Here is an 18,692-nt window from a genome sequence, read left to right as displayed (position 1 = left end):
ACACATGGGGGTACACCGCGGGCCGTCGCGAACACGTCACGGTGCGCCCTGTTCCGCGGAGGCGGCCGTCTGTCCGCCTGAGGCGGCAGGGCGGGAGTCCGGCGCGGCGAGGCCGCGGGGATTTACGCGGTGGGCCCCGGAGCGATCTCCTTGATCAGGCCTGCGACAAGAGTTTTGATCTCGTCGCGGATGGGGCGGACGGCTTCGACGCCCTGGCCGGCCGGATCGTCGAGCGTCCAGTCGAGGTAGCGCTTGCCGGGGAAGACGGGGCAGGTGTCGCCGCAACCCATGGTGATGCAGACGTCCGCTTCCTTGACCGCGTCGACGGTGAGGATCTTCGGGGTCTCGGTGGAGATGTCGATGCCGACCTCGGCCATCGCCGCGACGGCGGCCGGGTTGACGGCGTGCCCCGGGGCGGATCCTGCGGAGCGGACCTCGACGCGGTCGCCTGCCAGGTGGGACAGCCACGCGGCCGCCATCTGCGAGCGGCCGGCGTTGTGGACGCACACGAACAGGACGGAGGGCTTGTCGGGCATCGTTCGTTCCTCGGTGAAGTCAGGCCGTGACGAGACCGTCGCGCGACCTCTTGGGCACACCCCAACAGTTCAGCGAGATGTGATATCAGCCTAGAGTGATGTGACAGTATCAGCCCATGATGACGTCAGTCGACACTGATCTGATCCGGGTTCTGGCCGACCCGCTCAGGCTCCGGATCGTGACCCTGCTCGCCCGGGAGACCCTGTGCACCACGCACCTGGTCGAGGAGACCGGCGCCAAGCAGACCAACCTGTCCAACCACATGAAGATCCTGCGCGAGGCGGGCGTGGTGGACACCGAGCCGTGCGGCCGCTTCACCTACTACAAGCTGCGCCCCGAGGTCCTGGCCGGGCTGTCCGAGCGGTTCGGCGCACTGGCCGCATCCGCCCGCACCGCCGCCGAGAACAAGAGGGCCTGCCCGTGACCGCCGCCGAGCCCGCCACCGCCCCCACCGACGGAACCGGCCAGGCCGGGGACGACTCGGTCGTCGACAGGCTCTCCACCCTGGACCGCTACCTCGCGGTGTGGATCCTGCTCGCCATGGCGATCGGCCTGGGCCTCGGCCGTCTCGTCCCGGGGATGAGCGGCGCGCTCGCGAAGGTGGAGATCGGCGGGATCTCCCTGCCGATCGCGCTCGGCCTGCTGGTGATGATGTATCCGGTCCTCGCCAAGGTCCGCTACGACAGGCTCGACACCGTCACCGGCGACAAGAAGCTGATGGTGTCCTCGCTCGTCGTCAACTGGATCGTCGGCCCGGCGGTGATGTTCGCGCTTGCGTGGATCTTCCTGCCCGACCTGCCCGAGTACCGCACCGGCCTGATCGTCGTCGGCCTCGCCCGCTGCATCGCCATGGTCATCATCTGGAACGACCTCGCCTGCGGCGACCGCGAAGCCGCGGCCGTCCTGGTGGCGCTGAACTCGGTGTTCCAGGTCCTGGCGTTCGGCCTGCTGGGCTGGTTCTACCTCGACCTGCTGCCCCGCTGGCTCGACCTCGGTGACGGCCAGGGACTGGACGTGTCCGTCCGGCGCATCGCCCTGAACGTCATCGTCTTCCTCGGTGTCCCCCTCGCGGCCGGCTTCCTCACCCGCCGGATCGGCGAGCGGAGGATGGGCCGCGAGAACTACGAGGCCACGTTCCTGCCGAGGATCGGCCCGTGGGCTCTGTACGGACTGCTGTTCACGATCGTCATCCTCTTCGCCCTGCAGGGGAAGGCGATCACCTCGCAGCCGCTGGACGTCGTGCGAATCGCGCTACCGCTGCTGGTCTACTTCGCGATCATGTTCTTCGGGACCTTCCTCCTCGGCAAGGGGATCGGCCTGGCCTACGACCGCACCGCCACGCTCGCGTTCACCGCGGCGGGGAACAACTTCGAGCTGGCCATCGCCGTCGCGATCGCCACCTTCGGCGTCACCTCCGGCCAGGCACTGTCCGGAGTCGTCGGCCCCCTCATCGAAGTCCCTGTCCTGATCGGCCTCGTGCATGTCGCGCTCGCCTGGCGCAGGCGGTTCGCCCCTGACGCGGTGACGACATCTCCGTAGACCGACCTCGTGGACCTGCTGGTGATCTGCCTCACGCCGGTCCATCGCCCGGGTTCGCCGAGTGCCGTTGCGCCGGGTAATCCGAACGCTCGTGGGTACTTGCTCCCGGCGGCGCGCCGTCCGCGGCTCGTCAGGGGCAATCGCCCCCGGATGCGGTGGGAGTGGTGAATGAGGTTTCGTGGTGCGGCTCCGAGGGTCGCCTCTCGTTGGTCCGTCGACATTCTCGGCGGCCGGTACCGATTGGACGGTCTTCTCGGCTCGGGGGGCGCCGCGGACGTCTACCGAGGCTTCGATCTGAGGCTGCGTCGTTCCGTGGCGGTCAAGGTGTTTCGACCGGATACGGGCTTCGACGTCGAGGAAGGAGCCCATGGCGAAGCGGTGATCCTTGCCGGCCTGCACCACCCCGGCCTTGTCACCGCCTACGACGCCGGACAGCACGGGGGACGTGCCTTCCTGGTCATGCACCTGGTCGAGGGCGCGACCCTGAAGCAGCGCATCGCCCGTGGGTTGCTGTCCGCCCGGGAAACCGCCGTCCTGGGTGCCGAAGTGGCCAACGCCCTGGCTCACGCACACGCCGCGAACATCGTGCATCGAGACGTCAAGCCGTCCAACATCCTTCTTGACGCGTGCGAGCGGCCCTATCTGACCGACTTCGGCATTTCGCGCCGGCTCGACGCCACCAATCGGACGGTCAGTGGCACGCTCACCGGGACCGCCGCCTACCTCTCGCCCGAGCAGGTCCTTGGGCGGCCTGTCGGTCGCCCTTGCGACATCTACGCCCTGGGCCTTGTCCTCCTTGAATGCCTCACGGGCAGGCTCGAGTACGAGGGTGGTCCGCTCGAGTCGGCGATCGCGCGACTCCATCGCAAGCCTCAACTGCCCGAGCATCTCCCGGAAGACCTGGCCGACCTCGTGACGGCCATGACAGCCCTCGACGAGGACGAACGTCCGACAGCGAGTGACTGCGCTCTTGCTCTGGCGAGAGCGTCTTCCTCGCGGCGACCCGCAACCATCCTGTCCAGCGCGGCCATTCCTGCGGGGCCTGTCGTCGGGGGTGCGGCGGAAGAGGGCCCCGACCGCACACACGGCAACCCCCCGCGCAGCGACCATCAGGGGCCTTCAGGATTCAGGTCGGTCCGGTGGCGGACCCTGACCGTCGGTGCCTGTGCCGCGGTCACCGCCGCCGCCGCTGTCTTCGCCTGCACCGCCGACTCCCTGCCGCACGGCGACGATCAAAGCGGCACGCCGGTCACCAGCAGCCCCGCTCGACCGTCCAAGTCCTCCGACCACGTGCGGAGCGAGCGGGCCACCGCCGCCGCCGCGAGGAGGACTGCCTCCGATCACGAGGCGGGGGCCGACGGCACCCCGGACAAGCAGGACGAGGCGGCTCCGGGGCCATCGGGGAGCGGGCCGCTCCCGCACCGCTCCGGAACGCCTCAGCGCGCTCATGCCGGATCCGGAGCTCCCCATGGTGCGGGGCCCGCGGGTGACAGCTCGCTCCGGGCGCCCGGGCAGTCGAAGAAGGCAGCGAAGCCCGAGCCCAAGAAGGCCAAGAAGCCCGTCGCCGAACGCTGACAGCGGACGCACGGTGGATCGCCGCCACCTGACAGGCGTGCTCGGGAACCGGCGGCACGACGGCCGTACTCCTCGCGTCGTGCGCGCCGACGCGCCACGGGTCGTGGATCATGCCACCGGCACCGGCACCGGCACCGGCACCGGCACCGGCACCGTCAGCGACTGGCAGGCAGCGTCAGCAACTGGCCCATGCCCGCGAGGACGGACGCCTCGACCCGGTAGTACACCCAGGTCCCACGCCGCTCCGAGGTGAGCAGCCCGGCGTCCTTGAGCTTCTTCAGGTGATGGGAGACGGTCGGCTGGGAAACGCCGACGTCGGAGATGTCACACACGCACGCCTCGCCGCCCGGGTGCGAGGCGACCTTGGAGAACAGGCGCAGCCGCACCGGGTCCGCGAGGGCCTTGAACATGGCGGCCATCTTCTCCGCGTCCTCCTGCGACAGCTCCCCGGCGGTGATCGGCGGGCAGCACGGCGTCACCGCACCCGTGTCCAGTACCGGCAGCTCCGCAACCTCAGACTTCGGCATACGTCTATGTTGACACTCGTCGATACCGAGTGGCAAGGTGCGTATATCGACCGTGATCGAAATAGCGGCCTGTCGGGTCGCGTGTCTCGGAGGACATCACCGCCATGACCACCACCTCAGACCGTCCGGTCGTCGTCATCGGTGCCGGCCCCGCCGGGCTGGCCGCCGCCGCCCATCTCACCGAACGCGGCATCGACGCGCTGGTCCTGGAGGCCGGGCCCACCGCGGCCACCGCGGTCCGTGCCTGGTCGCACGTGCGGCTCTTCTCGACCTGGGGCGAGCTCACCGACCCCGCCGCCGAGAAGCTTCTCGCGCCGACCGGCTGGAGCAGGCCCGACGCGGACACCTACCCGACGGGAGGGGACTGGGCCGAGCGGTATCTGCAGCCGCTCGCCGACGTCCTGGCTGAGAGGGTCCGCTACGGCGCCACGGTCACCGGCGTCTCCCGCCTGGGCCGCGACCGGATCGTCGACGCCGACCGTGACGAGCAGCCCTTCACGGTCCGCATCGCCCTCGCCGACGGCGCCGAGCAGCGCATCCTCGCCCGCGCGGTGATCGACGCGTCCGGCACCTGGTCCACCCCCGGCCCGATCGGCGCCGACGGCCTCCCGGCCCTGGGCGAGCACGCCGCCGCGGCCCGCATCTCGTATCGCATCCCCGACCTCAAGGACCCCGCCGTCCGCGCCCGGTACGCGGGCAGGCGCACCGCCGTCATCGGCTCCGGCGCCTCCGCGTTCACCGCGCTGGCCGGCCTCGCCGCCCTCGCCAAGGCCGAAGAAGGCACCCGGGCGGTGTGGATCCTGCGCCGCGGGATCAGCGGCTCCACCTTCGGCGGCGGCAGCGCCGACCAGCTCCCCGCCCGCGGCGCGCTGGGCCTGGCCGCCAAGGCCGCCGTCGACGACGGATACGCCGACGCCGTCACCGGATTCCGCACGGATGCCGTCGAACCCGACAGGGAGGGACGCCTGGTCCTGGTCGGTGAGGACGGCCGCCGCCTCGAAGCGGTCGACGAGGTCATCGTGCTGACGGGCCTGCGCCCCGACCTGTCCTTCCTGTCCGAACTGCGCCTCCACCTGGACGAGCGCCTCCAGGCGCCCGTGGAGCTGGCCCCGCTCATCGATCCCAACCAGCACTCCTGCGGCACCGTGTACCCGCACGGCCACAAGGAGCTGTCCCACCCCGAACAGGGCGTCTACCTGGTCGGCATGAAGTCCTACGGCCGCGCCCCCACCTTCCTGGCCATGACCGGGTACGAGCAGGTCCGCTCCGTCACCGCCGCCGTCGCCGGCGACCTCGAAGCCGCCGACCGCGTCGAACTCACCCTCCCCGAGACCGGGGTGTGCGGCGGCGCCGGACTCTTCGACGACCCCACCGCCGCACAGGCCGAAGGCGGCGGCTGCTGCGCCCCCGCCCCGGCGCTCGTACAGATCGGCAGCACCACCTCGGCGGCCCCGGCCGCCGAGCACACAGCGCCGGGTGGCTGCTGCGGCTGATGAACCACCGTGCCCCGGCCGACAGACCGGGGCACGTCCGTCCCGTGTCAGGAGGAACGTCATGTCCCGCGTACAACTCGCTCTGCGCGTCCCCGACCTTCCCGCCTCGATCGCCTTCTACAGCAAGCTCTTCGACACCGAGCCCGCCAAACTCCGTGACGGTTACGCCAACTTCGCCATCGCCGACCCGCCGCTCAAACTCGTCCTCGTCCAGGGCACCGCCGACGACGCCACGCGCATGGACCACCTGGGTGTCGAAGTCGGCACCACCGACGCCGTCCACGCCGCCACCACCCGCCTCGCCGACGAAGGGCTCGCTACCGACGTCGAGGACGACACCACCTGCTGTTACGCCGTCCAGGACAAGGTCTGGGTCCACGGCCCGGGCCGGGAACCCTGGGAGATCTATGTCGTCAAGGCCGACACCGAGTCGATGGCCGAGCAGGAGGGCGGCGCGTGCTGTGCGCCCCGGGACACGGCCGAGAGCCCGGACGGGCGGGAGGAGGCCGTCCGCGGCTGCTGACCGGGACCGAACCAGCCTCCATCCGGTCGCGACTGCCGCAGTCCCGGCCCTTCTCGGTGCGACGACGCACGCGGGGTGCTTGACACGCCACATGGGCCGGTCGGTCCCTCAGCGGGACCAGCGGCCCCTCCTCCGGCCCCGGACCGGCGACAAGACTGATCGTGCATCCCCCAAGGAGGTACCCCATGTCCCGCACCATCGTCGTCGGTCTGGACGGTTCGGCCGAGAGCCTCGCCGCGGCAGAGTGGGCAGCCAGTGAAGCCCTGCTCACCGACGCCCATCTCCGTGTCGTCCACTCCTGGTTGTGGCACCCCTACGTGTACGCCCCGCTGGCCGGCGTCACCGTGCTGCCCCCGTCGGAGGACACGCAGCTCGAATGGGCCGAACGCCTGCCCCACGAGACCGCGGACCGGCTCGCCGCCGAACATTCCGGACTGTCGGTCGGCGCCGAGCGTCTCGCCGAGCAGCCCGCGACCGGGCTCCTGGCCGCGGCGGAGGGCGCCGAACTGCTCGTCCTCGGCTCGCGCGGCCTGAGCGGGGTCCGAGGCTTCCTGGTGGGATCCGTGGCCCTGTCCGTCGTGGCCCGCACCCGTACGCCGGTCGTTCTCGTCCGGGCGGCGACGCGGCCCGCGGAAGAGGCTTCGCGGAACGACGTCGTCCTCGGTCTCGACCTGGAGCACCCGGATGCGGCGGTCATCGGCTTCGCCTTCGAGGCGGCGGAGAGGCGGGCCGTGGATCTGCGGGTGGTCCACGGGTGGGGTCTGCCGCCCTACTACGGTTTCACCGGTGCGTCCGATCCGTCGGTGAACGCCGACCTGCTCATCGAGGCCCAGAGCCGTCTCACGGAGGTGCTGCGTCCCTGGCGCGACAAGTTCCCCGAGGTCGACGTGCCGGCCCAGACCGTGATCGGCGGCGCGGCCCCCCACCTGATCGACGCCTCCCGGGAAGCGGGCCTGGTGGTCGTCGGCCGTCGCAACCGGTCTGCGTCGGTCGGGGCGCACATCGGCCCGGTGACCCAAGCGGTCCTGCACCACTCGACAGCTCCGGTCGCCGTGGTTCCGCACGACTGACCACCACGACGTGGCCGTACGAGGTCGCGGGGGTACGCGAAGGGCCCGGGCGGACCGCCCGGGCCCTTCGCCGCGGTCTGCGAGCCGGAACGCTCGTCGACAGCCGGCCGACACATCGCATCACGGTGTCCTGCGTCCCCACTGCGGCCCGACCTGGTCCCACTCACGTCCCCACTGTTCGTAGCGGCGCTCGTCGAGCCGCCACCGCGCGAGGGCGCCGGCACCGACCGTCAGGCCCGCGAGCGCCAGGGCGGCCCCGACACCGAACAGACCCGACTCGACGGCTGCCGAGCCGGCGCTCGGCGGCGCGGTGCTGAGCTGTTCCCTGCCGTTCAGCCAGACCTCGACGTGCGAACCGGCTCGATGTCCGCTCTCCACCAGAGCGCGCCCGGTGTGCGGTGCGCCGTCCGCCGTGGTCCACCGGACCGTCGCCCGCACCTGGTCGTAGCGTGAACCCTCGCCCGAGGGCACCATGGAGCCGGAGCTCTCGAGCAGTACGGCCGAAACCGTGTGGCGGTCGTGTCGGAGCCGGACGAAGGACTCGTCGGCGGCGTGGGACGTCACCAGGCCGACGAGCGTGCCGCCCAGCATGATCACTGTCCAGACGACCAGCACGATCCACGCCTCGACGACGTCGGTACGGCGGCGCAGCGGATTTCTCCGCCAGCGCCGGCACCACTGCCTCGCACCCTGTGCTCCGCGCACGACACCGCACCTCCTCGTACCGACCCTTCCAGCACACCGCGCCGGGCACGGGCGACGGCAGGTGCCGCCCGGTCCCCTGTGAGGGGACCGACCGGCCCAAGCGCCGGACGCGGCGGCGGGTCAGGCTGAAAACGTCAGGAGCCAGCCGAAGGAGCGGTCATGAAGGCACTCGTGTTCCACGGTCCAGGAGAGTCCGCGTGGGAAGAAGTGGCGGACCCGGGCATCCAGGAGGCGACCGACGTCATCGTGCGGGTCGACGCCGTCACCATCTGCGGGACGGACCTGCACATCCTCAAAGGCGATGTCCCGGAGGTGCGCCCGGGTACCGTGCTCGGGCACGAGGCCGTCGGCGAGGTCGTGGAGGTGGGCGACTCCGTCCGCACGGTCAGGCCCGGTGACCGGGTCCTGGTTTCCTGCATCACGGCATGCGGACGTTGCCGCTTCTGCCGGGAGGGCACGTACGGACAGTGCCTGGGTGGGGGTGGCTGGATCCTCGGCCATCTGATCGACGGCACACAGGCCGAGTATGTCCGCGTTCCGCACGCAGATCTGTCCACGCACCTTCTCCCCGGCGCTGTCGACAGCAAGGACGCCGTGCTGCTGGCCGACATCTTCCCGACCGCCTACGAGGTCGGCGTCCTCAACGGGCGCGTTCGTCCCGGAGACACAGTCGTCATCGTCGGAGCGGGCCCCATCGGCCTGGCAGCGATCGCGACAGCTCGTCTCTACTCGCCCGAGAGGATCGTCAGCGTCGACATCGCCCCGGCCCGACTCGACGCGGCCAAGGGACTCGGCGCCGACGCGGTCGCGACGGCGAAGGAGGCCGAACAACTGGTCTCGGACCTCACCGGCGGGCTCGGAGCCGATGTCGTCGTCGAGGCGGTGGGTGTTCCCGAGAGTTTCGAGATGTGCACCCGCATGGTGCGACCCGGCGGACACGTCGCCAACGTGGGCGTGCACGGCAAGCCCGCGACGCTGCATCTCGAGAGCCTCTGGATCAAGAACGTCACGATCACGACCGGTCTCGTCGACACCTGCACCACTCCGACCCTGCTGCGGATGATGGCCGCCGGCCGTCTCCCGGCTGCGTCCTTGGTCACCCATACGTTCCCGCTGGATCAGATGGAGGAGGCGTACGACGTCTTCGCCCGCGCCGGCGACACCGGCGCTCTGAAGGTGGTCCTCGGAGAGGCGCGTCACGACGTCCTGACGGTCAGGACACCCTGACCAGGAAAGGTGCAGATCATGTCCGTCGAAACGCCAGGACCCGGGCCCGTTGGGACCCCCGTGGACAGCGGAGCGAGGATACCGAGGACGGGGGCGCCTCGCGATCTTGTGAACGAGCGCTCCCGTCACGTCGCGGCGTCGTCGGCGATCGCACCGGGGGACATCGGCCGTCGCATCGCTGCTCGACGCAAGGAACTCGGGCTCACCCGAGGTGAGGCGGCCGACCGGGCCGGTACTGCTGCCGGCTACCTCCACTACCTGGAGGAAACAGCCACGGCCATGCCCGGCACGAGCGTCCTGATCCGTTTGGCCGACGCCCTTGGAACGACCGTTGCCGCTCTGCAGGGTGGTGAAGCTGATCTGCCGCCCGGTCTCGGTCAGGCCGCGTCCAGAGCGGAGCTGATCGAACTCGACTTCGAGGAATGCAGGACCCGTCTGTCCACCCATGGGGTCGGCAGGCTCGCCGCGCATACACCCCAGGGTCTCAGCGTCCTTCCCGTCAACTACACCGTCATCGACGGAACCGTCGCCTTCAGGACCGCGCCCGGTGCGGCACCCGCCGCGACCGTGGGAGACCAGGTCGCCTTCGAGGTCGATCAGATCGACGAAGCGCTGAGCCAGGGCTGGAGCGTACTGGTTCGTGGCCGAGCGCGTGCTGTGACCGACCCGGTTGTCGCACGTCGGCTCGATGCACTGGCCTACAGCCGGCCCTGGACCGGTGGGGACGGTCGTGATCTGTGGGTTCGCATCGATGAGGAGGGGATGACAGGCCGCCGGATCGCGGTGCTGTGATCACCCGTTCTCGGCATGGCGTCTGAGGGTTGGTTCCGATGATGTGTCCGCGCGACGGGTTCCGTGAACTCGCGAGGCACGAATGCCTCGACCGGCTGGGCAGCGCGCCCATCGGCCGGGTCGTCCACACGCGTGGCGCACTCCCCGCGGTCCTGCCGGTCACCTTCACCCTGGACGCGGACTCCGCCGTGCTGATGCGTATGCCGGCGGACTCGGAACTGGCCCGGTCGATCAACGGAGTCGTGGTCGCGTTCGAAGCCGATGCGGTGGACGTCGGGACCCAATCCGGGTGGAGTGTCGTCGTGACCGGGTACGCCACCGTGGTCGACGACCCTGTCGCGCACGCCTACCTGACCCACACGGGGCCGCGGTCCTGGGCTGCATCGCCGGAGGACATCTTCATTCGCATCGCGTCCGAGGTGGTCACCGGCCGTGAACTCGTCGGCGGTGGAACGGCCTTTGGAGCAGACGCGTCCGACGAGCTTCCCTGACCGCTGAAAGGGCCGACCGGCCCGGCGGCAGAGCCGGTCGGTGCACCGGCCGGGTCCTGCCCGGCACTCGCCGCGGTCTCCCGAGGAGACAAGCATCGAGAGTGCAGGACCGACCGCACACTGCGAGGGAGACCAGTGATGACCGCGACGGTAACGTCTGTGAGCGGAACCGTGGACGCATGGCTCGGCTTCGCCGGTTCGGCGTGGCGCGACCGCGTCGACGTCCGTGACTTCATCCAGTCCAACTACACCCCGTACGAGGGTGATGCGGCCTTCCTGGCCGGCCCGACGGAGCGCACGCGGGCCGTCTGGAACACGGTCAGCGCGCTCTTCCCGGAAGAGCGGCGCAGGGGAGTGCTCGACGTCGACACCGCGACCCCGTCCACGATCACCTCCCACGCGCCCGGATACATCGACCGCGACCGTGAGTTGATCGTCGGTCTGCAGACCGACGCCCCGCTGAAGCGCGCCATCATGCCCAACGGCGGCCTGCGGACGGTCGAGAACGGGCTGAAGGCGTACGGATACGAGCCCGACGAGTTCGTGACCCGCGTCTTCGGGACCTATCGCAAGACCCACAACGACGGTGTCTTCGACGCCTACACCCCCGCGATGCGCGCCGCTCGCAGGGCGGGCGTCATCACCGGCCTGCCCGACGCCTACGGTCGCGGCCGGATCATCGGTGACTACCGCCGCGTGGCCCTGTACGGCACCGACCGCCTCATCGCCGCCAAGCGCGCGGAGCGAGCCGGCCCGGACGCCGAGCCGTCGACCGAGCACGTCATCCGCGACCGCGAGGAACTGGCCGAACAGCTGCGGGCGTTGGCCGAACTGACCCGTATGGCCGCCACCTACGGCTGCGACGTGTCCCGTCCCGCGCGCACCGCCCACGAAGCCGTGCAGTGGCTCTACCTCGGCTACCTCGCCGCGGTGAAGGAGCAGAACGGCGCCGCCATGTCCCTCGGCCGGACATCGACCTTCCTGGACGTGTACCTCCAACGCGATCTGACGGCCGGCGTCCTCGACGAATCCCGCGCCCAGGAGCTGATCGACGACTTCGTCATCAAGCTGCGGATCGTCCGGTTCCTGCGCACGCCGGAGTACGACGCCCTGTTCTCCGGCGATCCGACGTGGGTCACCGAGTCCATCGGCGGCATCGGCGTCGACGGCCGCCCGCTCGTCACCCGCACGTCGTTCCGCTTCCTCCGGACGCTGTACAACCTCGGCCCGGCTCCGGAGCCGAATCTCACCGTGCTGTGGTCACCTCGACTCCCCGCCGGTTTCAAGGAGTTCTGCGCGCAGGTCTCCATCGACACCAGCGCCGTCCAGTACGAGTCGGACGAACTGACCCGCCCGCGTACCGGGGACGACACCGCGATCGCCTGCTGTGTCTCCGCGATGGCCGTGGGTCGGCAGATGCAGTTCTTCGGCGCGCGGGTCAACCTCGCCAAGGCGCTCCTGTACGCGATCAACGGCGGCCGGGACGAGATCAGCGGCGAACAGATCGCGCCCGAGACCCCTGCCCTGACGGGGGAGTATCTGCGGTACGACGAGTTGTCCAAGGCATTCGACGTGACGCTCGACTGGCTGGCGGAAACGTATGTCAACACGCTCAACGTCATCCACTTCATGCACGACAAGTACGCCTACGAGCGCGTCGAGATGGCGCTCCACGACTATCCCGTCCACCGCTTCATGGCCTGCGGTATCGCCGGCCTCTCCGTCGCCGCCGACAGCCTTTCCGCCGTCAAGTACGGTCGGGTGAAGGTGATCCGGGACGCGACCGGACTCGCCGTGGACTACGAGGTCGAGGGCGACCATCCGGAGTTCGGGAACAACGACGACCGGGTGGACTCCATCGCCGTCGGGCTGGTCGAGTCGTTCATGGCGAAACTGCGCGAGCATCCCACCTACCGGGATGCCGAACACAGCCAGTCGGTGCTGACGATCACCTCGAACGTCGTCTACGGCAAACACACCGGCAACACACCGGACGGCCGACGCGGGGAACAGCCCTTCGCACCCGGGGCCAACCCGATGAACGGCCGGGACCGGCACGGAGTGGCCGCCTCGGCACTGTCCGTGGCCAAGCTCCCCTACGAACAGGCCGGCGACGGCATCTCACTGACGACGACCATCACCCCGGAAGGCCTCGGGCACGTACCGGCCGAGCGCGCCGGACACCTCGTCGGCATCCTCGACGGCTACATGGCCTCCGGCGGATTCCACATGAACGTCAACGTCCTGGACCGGGCCACGCTGGAAGACGCGATGGAACACCCCGAGAAGTACCCGGCCCTGACCATCCGGGTCTCCGGATACGCCGTCAACTTCGTCCGGCTGACCCGGGAACAGCAGCTCGACGTGATCAGCCGCACCTTCCACGGATCGCTGTGACACTGGTGACAAGCGGCCGGATCCACTCCTGGGACCTGTCCACCGGCGTGGACGGTCCCGGGACCCGCTTCGTCCTGTTCGTCAGCGGCTGCCCCCTGCGCTGCCTCTACTGCGCCAACCCGGACACCTGGCACATGCGCGACGGGCGGGACGTCAGCGTCGACGAGGTCATGACGGAGATCGAGAAGTGCCGCACCTTTCTGACCGCGTCAGGCGGTGGAGTGACCATCACCGGAGGGGAACCTCTCCTGCAGCCCGCCTTCACCGCGGAACTGCTGAGCCGGTGCAAGGCAGCCGGACTGCACACGGCCCTCGACACCTCGGGATTCCTCGGCGACCGCGCCGACGACGAGCTCCTCGCCGCCACCGACCTGGTCCTCCTGGACATCAAGTCCTTCGACATCGACACCTACCGGAAGCTGACCGGCGGCCGGCTCGGACCCACGCTGAACTTCGCCACGCGCCTCGACCGCCTGGGCGTCCCGATGTGGATCCGCTATGTGCTCGTCCCCGGCTGGACCGACGATCTCCGGTCGATCGACGGACTGGCCCAATTCGTCGCGCAACTCGGTTCCGTCGACAGGGTCGACGTACTGCCGTTCCACAAGCTGGGCACCGGGAAGTACGACGCCCTAGGGGTCCCCTTCCCCCTGCGGGACACTCCGGTTCCCGAGCCCGCGATGACCGAAACGGTCCGCCAGTGCTTCAGGAACCACGGCGTATCGGCCTATTGAGACGCGCGATCTGGGGGAGGGCAGGACAAGGGGTCCGGTTGGGCTTCGGGGAGGGGGCCGGACGGCCCAAGCGGATCGGCCGGTGCCCGGCCAAGCTGGGAGTGGCAGGCCATGCGGGCAGAAACTGATCAGCCTGGGGACGCGTCCTGGAGGCGCCTCACCCTCTCCGCCCGGTGGCGCAAGGATGTGAGGTTCGACCAGAGGACGTGACAGGTCATGGACGAGCAGGAAAGCATGCACGTGACGGAGGTTGCCGCCGGTGATCTCGGGCGCCGGCTCGCGGCTCGCCGCCTGGAACTCGGACTGACGCGTGAGGAAGTGGCCGGCGCCTCGGGGATGGCCCCCAGATACCTTGCGCACCTGGAAGAGCACTCCGGTGCGGCTCCGGGCCGGGGAACGATGCTGACACTGGCCGCGGTTCTGCGGACCACCGTCTCGGCCCTCACCGGAGGTGACGCCAATCGGGCACCCGGTCCAGGAAAGGCTGCTCGTGCTCCCGAGTTCATCGAGCTGAGCAGGACCGAATGCGGTGATCTGCTCGGCCAGCACGGCGTCGGACGGCTGGGCGTGTCCACGGATCAGGGACCTGTCGTCGTGCCCGTCAACTACAGCGTGATCGACGGCGGGATCGTCTTCAGAACGGCTCGCGGCACGACTCCGTCGCTCGCGGCGGGCTCACTGGTCGCGTTCGAGGTCGACCGCATCGACGACGCTTTCAGCGAAGGGTGGAGCGTTCTCGTCCGTGGTCGTGCTCGGACGGTGACGGATCCGGGGGAGATCCTTCGATTCACGGAGCTCTCGTACAGCGCGCCGTGGGCGGGTGGACGCAAGGACGTGTGGATGCGCATCGAGCCCCGAGCTGTCACGGGCCGTCGGATCGTGGTCTGAGAGCCGTCCCGGGCGGGTGGAGGCGTTGGAGCCCGAAGCGGCCGGACCTGCGGAGTGCTCCCCGGACCATCAGGTCCGCGCCGGTCGTGCCAGGCGACGGACGGTGGGGGAGCCATGAGCTCCCACCCCATCGTCCGGCCCCACCAACGGAACACATCCGCCGCTGCGGAGCGCTGATTCCGCGGGCCCTGCTTCGGCGTGCCTGTCCGCTCCGGCCGAGGAGGGCTACCGTGGAAGGCAGCTTCCGTGTGAGGCCCGCGTGCCTCAGGAATGCCGACAGGGCGGAGGGAGCACGGTGGAGAATCCGGGCGAGATCCGTGGTCCGGGGACTGGCCTGCGACTCGATGAACTCCTGGACGAGCTTCAGGCGCGACTGAGGGCCGGGCGGGACACGCGTGGTCGCGTGCACGGACTCCTCGCCGCGATTCTCTCCGTCGGTCGGGAACTGGACCTCGAACAGGCTCTGCGGTCCATCGTGGAGGCGGCCGCGACCGTGGTCGACGCCCAGTACGCCGCGCTGGGCGTGGTCGGACCCGACGGCAGGTCTCTGTCCGCGTTCCACACCTTCGGCATGAGCGATCAGCAGATCGCCGCGATCGGCTCGCCTCCCGAGGGCCACGGCATCCTGGGTGAACTGATCCGCCACCCGCGGCCCCTGCGCTTGGAGAAGCTCTCCCAGCACTCCGCCTCGCACGGTTTCCCGGTCGGTCACGTCCCGATGAACAGCTTTCTGGGCGTTCCGATTCGCGTACGGGACGAGGTCTTCGGCAACCTGTATCTGACCGAGAAGCGCGGCGGCGGTCAGTTCGACGAGGAGGACGAGGCGTTGCTCTCCACGCTCGCCGTGGCGGCAGGTGTGGCGATCGACAACGCTCGGCTGTACGAGAACTCCCGTCTCCGTGAACGCTGGCTGAAGGCGAGCGCGGAGATCAGCCACAGTCTGATGTCCGGCAGAGCGGTGGCCGAGGCGCTGGCCCAGATCGCTGGACACGCGCGAGCCATCTCCTGCTCCGCCCTGGCTGCCGTAGCCATACCGGTGGAGGGGAGCCCGACGCTCAGTGTGGAGATCGCCGTGGGCATGGACGCGGAGGCCCACCGGGGACTCGTACTGCCCCTGGAGGGAACACTGGTCGGACTGGCGTTCACTGCCGCCGCCCCCGTCTCGAGCGACGACGTCACGGAGGACGAGCGGATCTCTCCCGAGCCGCCACGCTTCCAGGGGCTCGGGCCGGCCATCGCTGTGCCCATCGGCACGGGAGCGGAGGGTGTGCGCGGAGTGGTGCTCCTCGCACGTGAAGCAGGTGACTCGGTCTTCTCCGAGACGGAGAGCGAGATGCTCAGGGGGTTCGCGGCACAGGCCGCGATCGCCATGGAGCTGGCGGAGAGGCGACGAGACGCGGAGAAGGTGGTGGTCTTCCAGGAGCGGGAACGGATTGCTCGTGACCTGCACGACTTGGCCATTCAGCGGTTGTTCGCCACCGGGATGACACTGCAGAGCGCGGGCCGTTTCATCGAGCATCCTGAGGCTTCCGAGCGGGTGCTGCGGGCGGTGGACGACCTGGACGAGACCATCAGGATCATCAGATCGACGATCTTCGGCCTGCGGACGCGTGAGGGCGAGACGGCGGGCACCGGGCTGCGTGGCCGAGCCGCCCGAGCTGCCGCCGACGCCGTCTCCGTGCTCGGGTTCACGCCCAGCGTGCGTATGGAGGGGCTGCTCGACACCGACGTACCGCGCGAGGTCGCCGACCACGTCGTGGCCGTACTCGTCGAGGCGTTGACCAACATCGCCCGCCACGCCCACGCCGACCGAGCCGATGTCGTACTCAGGACGGATGGCCGGGAGCTCCGCCTGACGGTGTCCGACAACGGTGTGGGTATTCCGAGAGACGGCCGCCGCAGCGGGCTGAGCAACATGGCGGAACGGGCCACGCAGTTCGGCGGATCGCTGGAGGTCGGCCGTTCGCCCGGCGGTGGCGCGATGCTCGACTGGCATGTACCGCTGACCACGAGCTAGGGGAGGGGCCGTTGGACGCAGGGCCGGTCGGCCCCCTCCGCCTGGCCCGCTCGGCTCATGACGTGCAGGGGCCGGCCCCGCAGCCTGAAGGTGTCCCGTGACGGCAGCCGAGTCCCTGGAGGACACCATGAGCGGCACTCCGATCGTCGTGAACGATGTGATGACCCGCCGAGTCGTCGCCCTGCGCACCGGAGCGGCCTTCAAAGACATCGTTCGGGTCATGAACCGGTGGCGCGTCAGTGCACTTCCGGTGCTGGACGACACCGGAAGCGTCGTCGGTGTCGTCTCCGAGGCCGATCTCCTGCCCAAGGAGGAGTACGGCGCGGGGGACGCAGGGCGATACGGACAACTGCAGCACCCGGCCGAGTTCCGCAAGGCCGATGCGCTGTGCGCGGGCGAACTCATGAGTGCACCCGCCATCACGGTGTCGCCGGCCACGAGTCTTGCCCACGCCGCCCGCGTCATGGCGCGCAACAGGGTCAAGCGACTGCCGGTCGTCGGCTCCGACGGCGGGCTTCAGGGCGTGGTCAGCCGCTCCGACCTGCTCAAGGTCTTTCTGCGCGAGGACAGCGACATGGCGCGGGAGGTGCGGCGCGATGTCGTCCTGCGTCTCTTCGGCCCGCACACCGATGGGACAAGGGTCGAGGTTCAGGACGGCATCGTCACGCTCGCAGGCCGAGTGCAGGAACCGGAACTGATTCCGCTGGCCGCACGCCTCGCGCGAGCGGTGGCGGGTGTGGTGGATGTACGGTGCGCACTCACCGGACCGCCCAGGCACCCTGATCTCGACCCGGACCTCCCTGATCCCCGCCCAGCAGCGCGGCGTGAGGCGAAGCCGTCGGTGCAGGAGAAGCCGCGGCAGCGGTGACTGGCCCGCAGCCGGAGTCCCCACCCCGTGAGGATGGGGCGCATGCGCCGCAACACGCCGGGATGAAGCAGCGACGTCCGCGAGGGACGGATCGCCATGCTCACCTGGATGCTTGCGATCCAGTGAGCCGGCAGTCCACCTTCACCACTCCCTCGACGCCGCGCGTCATCCGGGCCACGAGGGGGATGAGAGCGACGTCCTCCACCTGCCCCGTCAGTGTCGCGACTCCGTCGTCGACGGTGACGGCCACGGAGCCGGCCGGGGCAGTCGAGCCCACCGCGTCGACGACGCTGTGCCGGATTTCGTCCGCGAGCTCCGTGTCCGGACGCAGGAACACCTTCAGAAGATCGCCGCGGCTGACGATGCCTTCGAGTACCCCCTCGTCGTTCACCACGGGCAGTCGTTTGACGTGGCGAAGGGCCATGACGCGCGCGGCCTCGGCGAGTGTCGCCTCCGCGTGAACGGTGACGGCCGGCGCGCTCATCAAGTCCTCCGCGCTCACCGCCTCCGCCTTGGCCAGCTCGGGCACGGACCGCAGCCGAGTCATCCGGTCGGCGTCGCGGCCCCGGAGCGCCTCCTTGGACAGGAGATCGGCCTCAGAGACCAATCCGATGACCCGCCCGTCGCCCTCCAGCACCGGCAGGCCGCTGACCTGCCACTTCTCCATTCGTTCGAGGATGTCCTTGAACAGGGCTTTCCGGCCCACCGCGACGACGGCATGAGTCATCACGTCGCCCACTCGATACGGATTCCTCTCCATGGCCTTGCTCCTCACGGCCGAGGTGGTGCGTCGGATGGCGCAGGGTTCCCGGGTGCCGCTTCCCGGGACTCTTGAAGGACGCTCCATGCGACCGGTCCGAGCAGGTCGCCGAGTCGCCGGAAGACGTCGAGAAGCAGATCATCGATCGTGAGCACCCCCACCACCTGGCCGGAGGCCAGGACCGGCAGCCGGCGCACGTCTGCGCGACGGAACGTCTGGTAGGCGGTCTGCAGATCGTCGGACGCCTCGACCGTGACGACCCGCGGAGACATCATGTCTCCCACCCGAGTTGTCGACACCAGGCCACAACCCATCCCGCGTACCGCGAGATCTCGGTCGGTGACGATCCCGCGCAGCGTGCCGTCCTCGACCACGAGGACCGATCCGACGGCGCGCTCGTCCATGTCCCTGGCCACCTCTGCCAGGGAGATGTCCGGCGGCACGCACACCGGGGGCGAGGTCATCACATCCGAGACCCTCATGCGCCTGCACCTCACTGTTCGATGAGCCTGCGTCAGATGACGTCGAGCACACCTGCACCGGCCGGCG

General features: G+C 69.7%; 19 protein-coding genes. 14 read left to right on the top strand and 5 right to left on the bottom strand.

The features are described from left to right. Window positions 1-122: 122 nt before the first annotated feature. A complete protein-coding gene (locus tag B0675_RS31695) occupies window positions 123-536 on the bottom strand; it encodes an arsenate reductase ArsC (protein WP_081223042.1) in 414 nt (137 codons plus the stop codon). A gap of 116 nt (window positions 537-652) precedes the next feature. Here B0675_RS31695 and B0675_RS31690 point away from each other — a divergent pair, with 116 nt between their 5' ends. From B0675_RS31690 to B0675_RS31680, 3 genes are all read left to right on the top strand, one after another. Then, window positions 653-961: a metalloregulator ArsR/SmtB family transcription factor gene (locus tag B0675_RS31690; protein ID WP_081223041.1), complete on the top strand. Its 309-nt coding sequence runs from the start codon at window positions 653-655 to the stop codon at window positions 959-961. Next, window positions 958-2,076, top strand: coding sequence for an ACR3 family arsenite efflux transporter (gene arsB, locus B0675_RS31685; RefSeq protein ID WP_081223040.1), 1,119 nt, complete (start codon window positions 958-960; stop codon window positions 2,074-2,076). The genes B0675_RS31690 and arsB overlap by 4 nt, the downstream gene beginning before the upstream one ends. A gap of 168 nt (window positions 2,077-2,244) precedes the next feature. Further along, window positions 2,245-3,651, top strand: a complete 1,407-nt coding sequence (locus B0675_RS31680; protein WP_081223039.1) for a serine/threonine-protein kinase — start codon at window positions 2,245-2,247, stop codon at window positions 3,649-3,651. Between the two features lie 155 nt (window positions 3,652-3,806). On the opposite strand, the gene B0675_RS31675 is transcribed toward B0675_RS31680, so the two are convergent. Beyond that, window positions 3,807-4,178, bottom strand: coding sequence for a metalloregulator ArsR/SmtB family transcription factor (locus B0675_RS31675; protein WP_081223038.1), 372 nt, complete (start codon window positions 4,176-4,178; stop codon window positions 3,807-3,809). Between the two features lie 104 nt (window positions 4,179-4,282). Here B0675_RS31675 and B0675_RS31670 point away from each other — a divergent pair, with 104 nt between their 5' ends. The 3 genes from B0675_RS31670 (at window position 4,283) to B0675_RS31660 (ending at window position 7,264) form a co-directional block, all read left to right on the top strand. Next, window positions 4,283-5,671 (top strand): NAD(P)-binding domain-containing protein, encoded by a 1,389-nt coding sequence (locus B0675_RS31670; protein ID WP_081223037.1) that lies wholly within the window; start codon window positions 4,283-4,285, stop codon window positions 5,669-5,671. Between the two features lie 61 nt (window positions 5,672-5,732). Then, window positions 5,733-6,194, top strand: a complete 462-nt coding sequence (locus tag B0675_RS31665) for an ArsI/CadI family heavy metal resistance metalloenzyme (protein WP_081223036.1) — start codon at window positions 5,733-5,735, stop codon at window positions 6,192-6,194. A gap of 185 nt (window positions 6,195-6,379) precedes the next feature. Further along, a complete protein-coding gene (locus B0675_RS31660; RefSeq protein ID WP_081223035.1) occupies window positions 6,380-7,264 on the top strand; it encodes a universal stress protein in 885 nt (294 codons plus the stop codon). A 120-nt stretch (window positions 7,265-7,384) separates the two neighbouring features. Here the strand turns inward: B0675_RS31660 and B0675_RS31655 are convergent, their stop codons facing one another. Then, complete coding sequence (locus B0675_RS31655; RefSeq protein ID WP_081223034.1) at window positions 7,385-7,969, bottom strand: hypothetical protein; 585 nt, start codon at window positions 7,967-7,969, stop codon at window positions 7,385-7,387. Window positions 7,970-8,128: 159 nt separating this feature from the next. Between B0675_RS31655 and B0675_RS31650 the strand changes: the two genes are divergently transcribed. The 8 genes from B0675_RS31650 (at window position 8,129) to B0675_RS31615 (ending at window position 17,383) form a co-directional block, all read left to right on the top strand. Then, window positions 8,129-9,196 carry a zinc-dependent alcohol dehydrogenase family protein gene (locus B0675_RS31650; RefSeq protein ID WP_081223033.1) on the top strand — a complete coding sequence of 356 codons (1,068 nt, stop codon included), beginning with the start codon at window positions 8,129-8,131 and terminating at the stop codon, window positions 9,194-9,196. Between the two features lie 108 nt (window positions 9,197-9,304). Next, entirely contained in the window at window positions 9,305-9,988 is a 684-nt protein-coding gene (locus B0675_RS31645; RefSeq protein WP_241540066.1) for a pyridoxamine 5'-phosphate oxidase family protein, read from the top strand. Between the two features lie 41 nt (window positions 9,989-10,029). Continuing rightward, window positions 10,030-10,479 carry a pyridoxamine 5'-phosphate oxidase family protein gene (locus B0675_RS31640; RefSeq protein ID WP_081223998.1) on the top strand — a complete coding sequence of 150 codons (450 nt, stop codon included), beginning with the start codon at window positions 10,030-10,032 and terminating at the stop codon, window positions 10,477-10,479. Between the two features lie 138 nt (window positions 10,480-10,617). Further along, a complete protein-coding gene (gene pflB, locus B0675_RS31635; protein WP_081223032.1) occupies window positions 10,618-12,876 on the top strand; it encodes a formate C-acetyltransferase in 2,259 nt (752 codons plus the stop codon). Next, window positions 12,873-13,610, top strand: a complete 738-nt coding sequence (gene pflA, locus B0675_RS31630) for a pyruvate formate-lyase-activating protein (protein WP_241540065.1) — start codon at window positions 12,873-12,875, stop codon at window positions 13,608-13,610. Before pflB ends, pflA begins: the two co-directional genes overlap by 4 nt. A gap of 216 nt (window positions 13,611-13,826) precedes the next feature. Continuing rightward, the gene (locus B0675_RS31625) at window positions 13,827-14,498 is read left to right on the top strand and encodes a pyridoxamine 5'-phosphate oxidase family protein (protein WP_081223031.1); all 672 of its coding nucleotides are present in this window, start codon (window positions 13,827-13,829) and stop codon (window positions 14,496-14,498) included. A gap of 295 nt (window positions 14,499-14,793) precedes the next feature. After that, window positions 14,794-16,515, top strand: coding sequence for a GAF domain-containing protein (locus B0675_RS31620; protein ID WP_107482886.1), 1,722 nt, complete (start codon window positions 14,794-14,796; stop codon window positions 16,513-16,515). Between the two features lie 127 nt (window positions 16,516-16,642). Then, on the top strand, window positions 16,643-17,383 hold the full coding sequence (locus B0675_RS31615) for a CBS domain-containing protein (protein WP_081223995.1): 741 nt from the start codon (window positions 16,643-16,645) through the stop codon (window positions 17,381-17,383). A gap of 100 nt (window positions 17,384-17,483) precedes the next feature. On the opposite strand, the gene B0675_RS31610 is transcribed toward B0675_RS31615, so the two are convergent. After that, the gene (locus B0675_RS31610) at window positions 17,484-18,143 is read right to left on the bottom strand and encodes a CBS domain-containing protein (protein WP_081223030.1); all 660 of its coding nucleotides are present in this window, start codon (window positions 18,141-18,143) and stop codon (window positions 17,484-17,486) included. An 11-nt stretch (window positions 18,144-18,154) separates the two neighbouring features. Then, window positions 18,155-18,625 carry a CBS domain-containing protein gene (locus tag B0675_RS31605; RefSeq protein ID WP_081223029.1) on the bottom strand — a complete coding sequence of 157 codons (471 nt, stop codon included), beginning with the start codon at window positions 18,623-18,625 and terminating at the stop codon, window positions 18,155-18,157. Window positions 18,626-18,692 lie beyond the last annotated feature (67 nt).

The organism is Streptomyces sp. M41(2017), assembly GCF_002078175.1.
Classification (GTDB): domain Bacteria; phylum Actinomycetota; class Actinomycetes; order Streptomycetales; family Streptomycetaceae; genus Streptomyces.
Note: the sequence above shows the minus strand (reverse complement) of the source record. Positions and strands in the feature narration are given on the sequence as shown.

Bases quoted from the DNA above. Each gene is read 5' to 3' on its own strand.
- pflB (WP_081223032.1), top strand. From the start codon at position 10,618: ATGACCGCGACGGTAACGTCTGTGAGCGGAACCGTGGACGCATGGCTC.
- B0675_RS31650 (WP_081223033.1), top strand. From the start codon at position 8,129: ATGAAGGCACTCGTGTTCCACGGTCCAGGAGAGTCCGCGTGGGAAGAA.
- B0675_RS31675 (WP_081223038.1), bottom strand. From the start codon at position 4,178: ATGCCGAAGTCTGAGGTTGCGGAGCTGCCGGTACTGGACACGGGTGCG.
- B0675_RS31640 (WP_081223998.1), top strand. From the start codon at position 10,030: ATGTGTCCGCGCGACGGGTTCCGTGAACTCGCGAGGCACGAATGCCTC.
- B0675_RS31680 (WP_081223039.1), top strand. From the start codon at position 2,245: ATGAGGTTTCGTGGTGCGGCTCCGAGGGTCGCCTCTCGTTGGTCCGTC.
- B0675_RS31665 (WP_081223036.1), top strand. From the start codon at position 5,733: ATGTCCCGCGTACAACTCGCTCTGCGCGTCCCCGACCTTCCCGCCTCG.
- B0675_RS31690 (WP_081223041.1), top strand. From the start codon at position 653: ATGATGACGTCAGTCGACACTGATCTGATCCGGGTTCTGGCCGACCCG.
- B0675_RS31695 (WP_081223042.1), bottom strand. From the start codon at position 536: ATGCCCGACAAGCCCTCCGTCCTGTTCGTGTGCGTCCACAACGCCGGC.
- B0675_RS31625 (WP_081223031.1), top strand. From the start codon at position 13,827: ATGGACGAGCAGGAAAGCATGCACGTGACGGAGGTTGCCGCCGGTGAT.
- B0675_RS31615 (WP_081223995.1), top strand. From the start codon at position 16,643: ATGAGCGGCACTCCGATCGTCGTGAACGATGTGATGACCCGCCGAGTC.
- B0675_RS31670 (WP_081223037.1), top strand. From the start codon at position 4,283: ATGACCACCACCTCAGACCGTCCGGTCGTCGTCATCGGTGCCGGCCCC.
- B0675_RS31605 (WP_081223029.1), bottom strand. From the start codon at position 18,625: ATGAGGGTCTCGGATGTGATGACCTCGCCCCCGGTGTGCGTGCCGCCG.
- B0675_RS31610 (WP_081223030.1), bottom strand. From the start codon at position 18,143: ATGGAGAGGAATCCGTATCGAGTGGGCGACGTGATGACTCATGCCGTC.
- B0675_RS31660 (WP_081223035.1), top strand. From the start codon at position 6,380: ATGTCCCGCACCATCGTCGTCGGTCTGGACGGTTCGGCCGAGAGCCTC.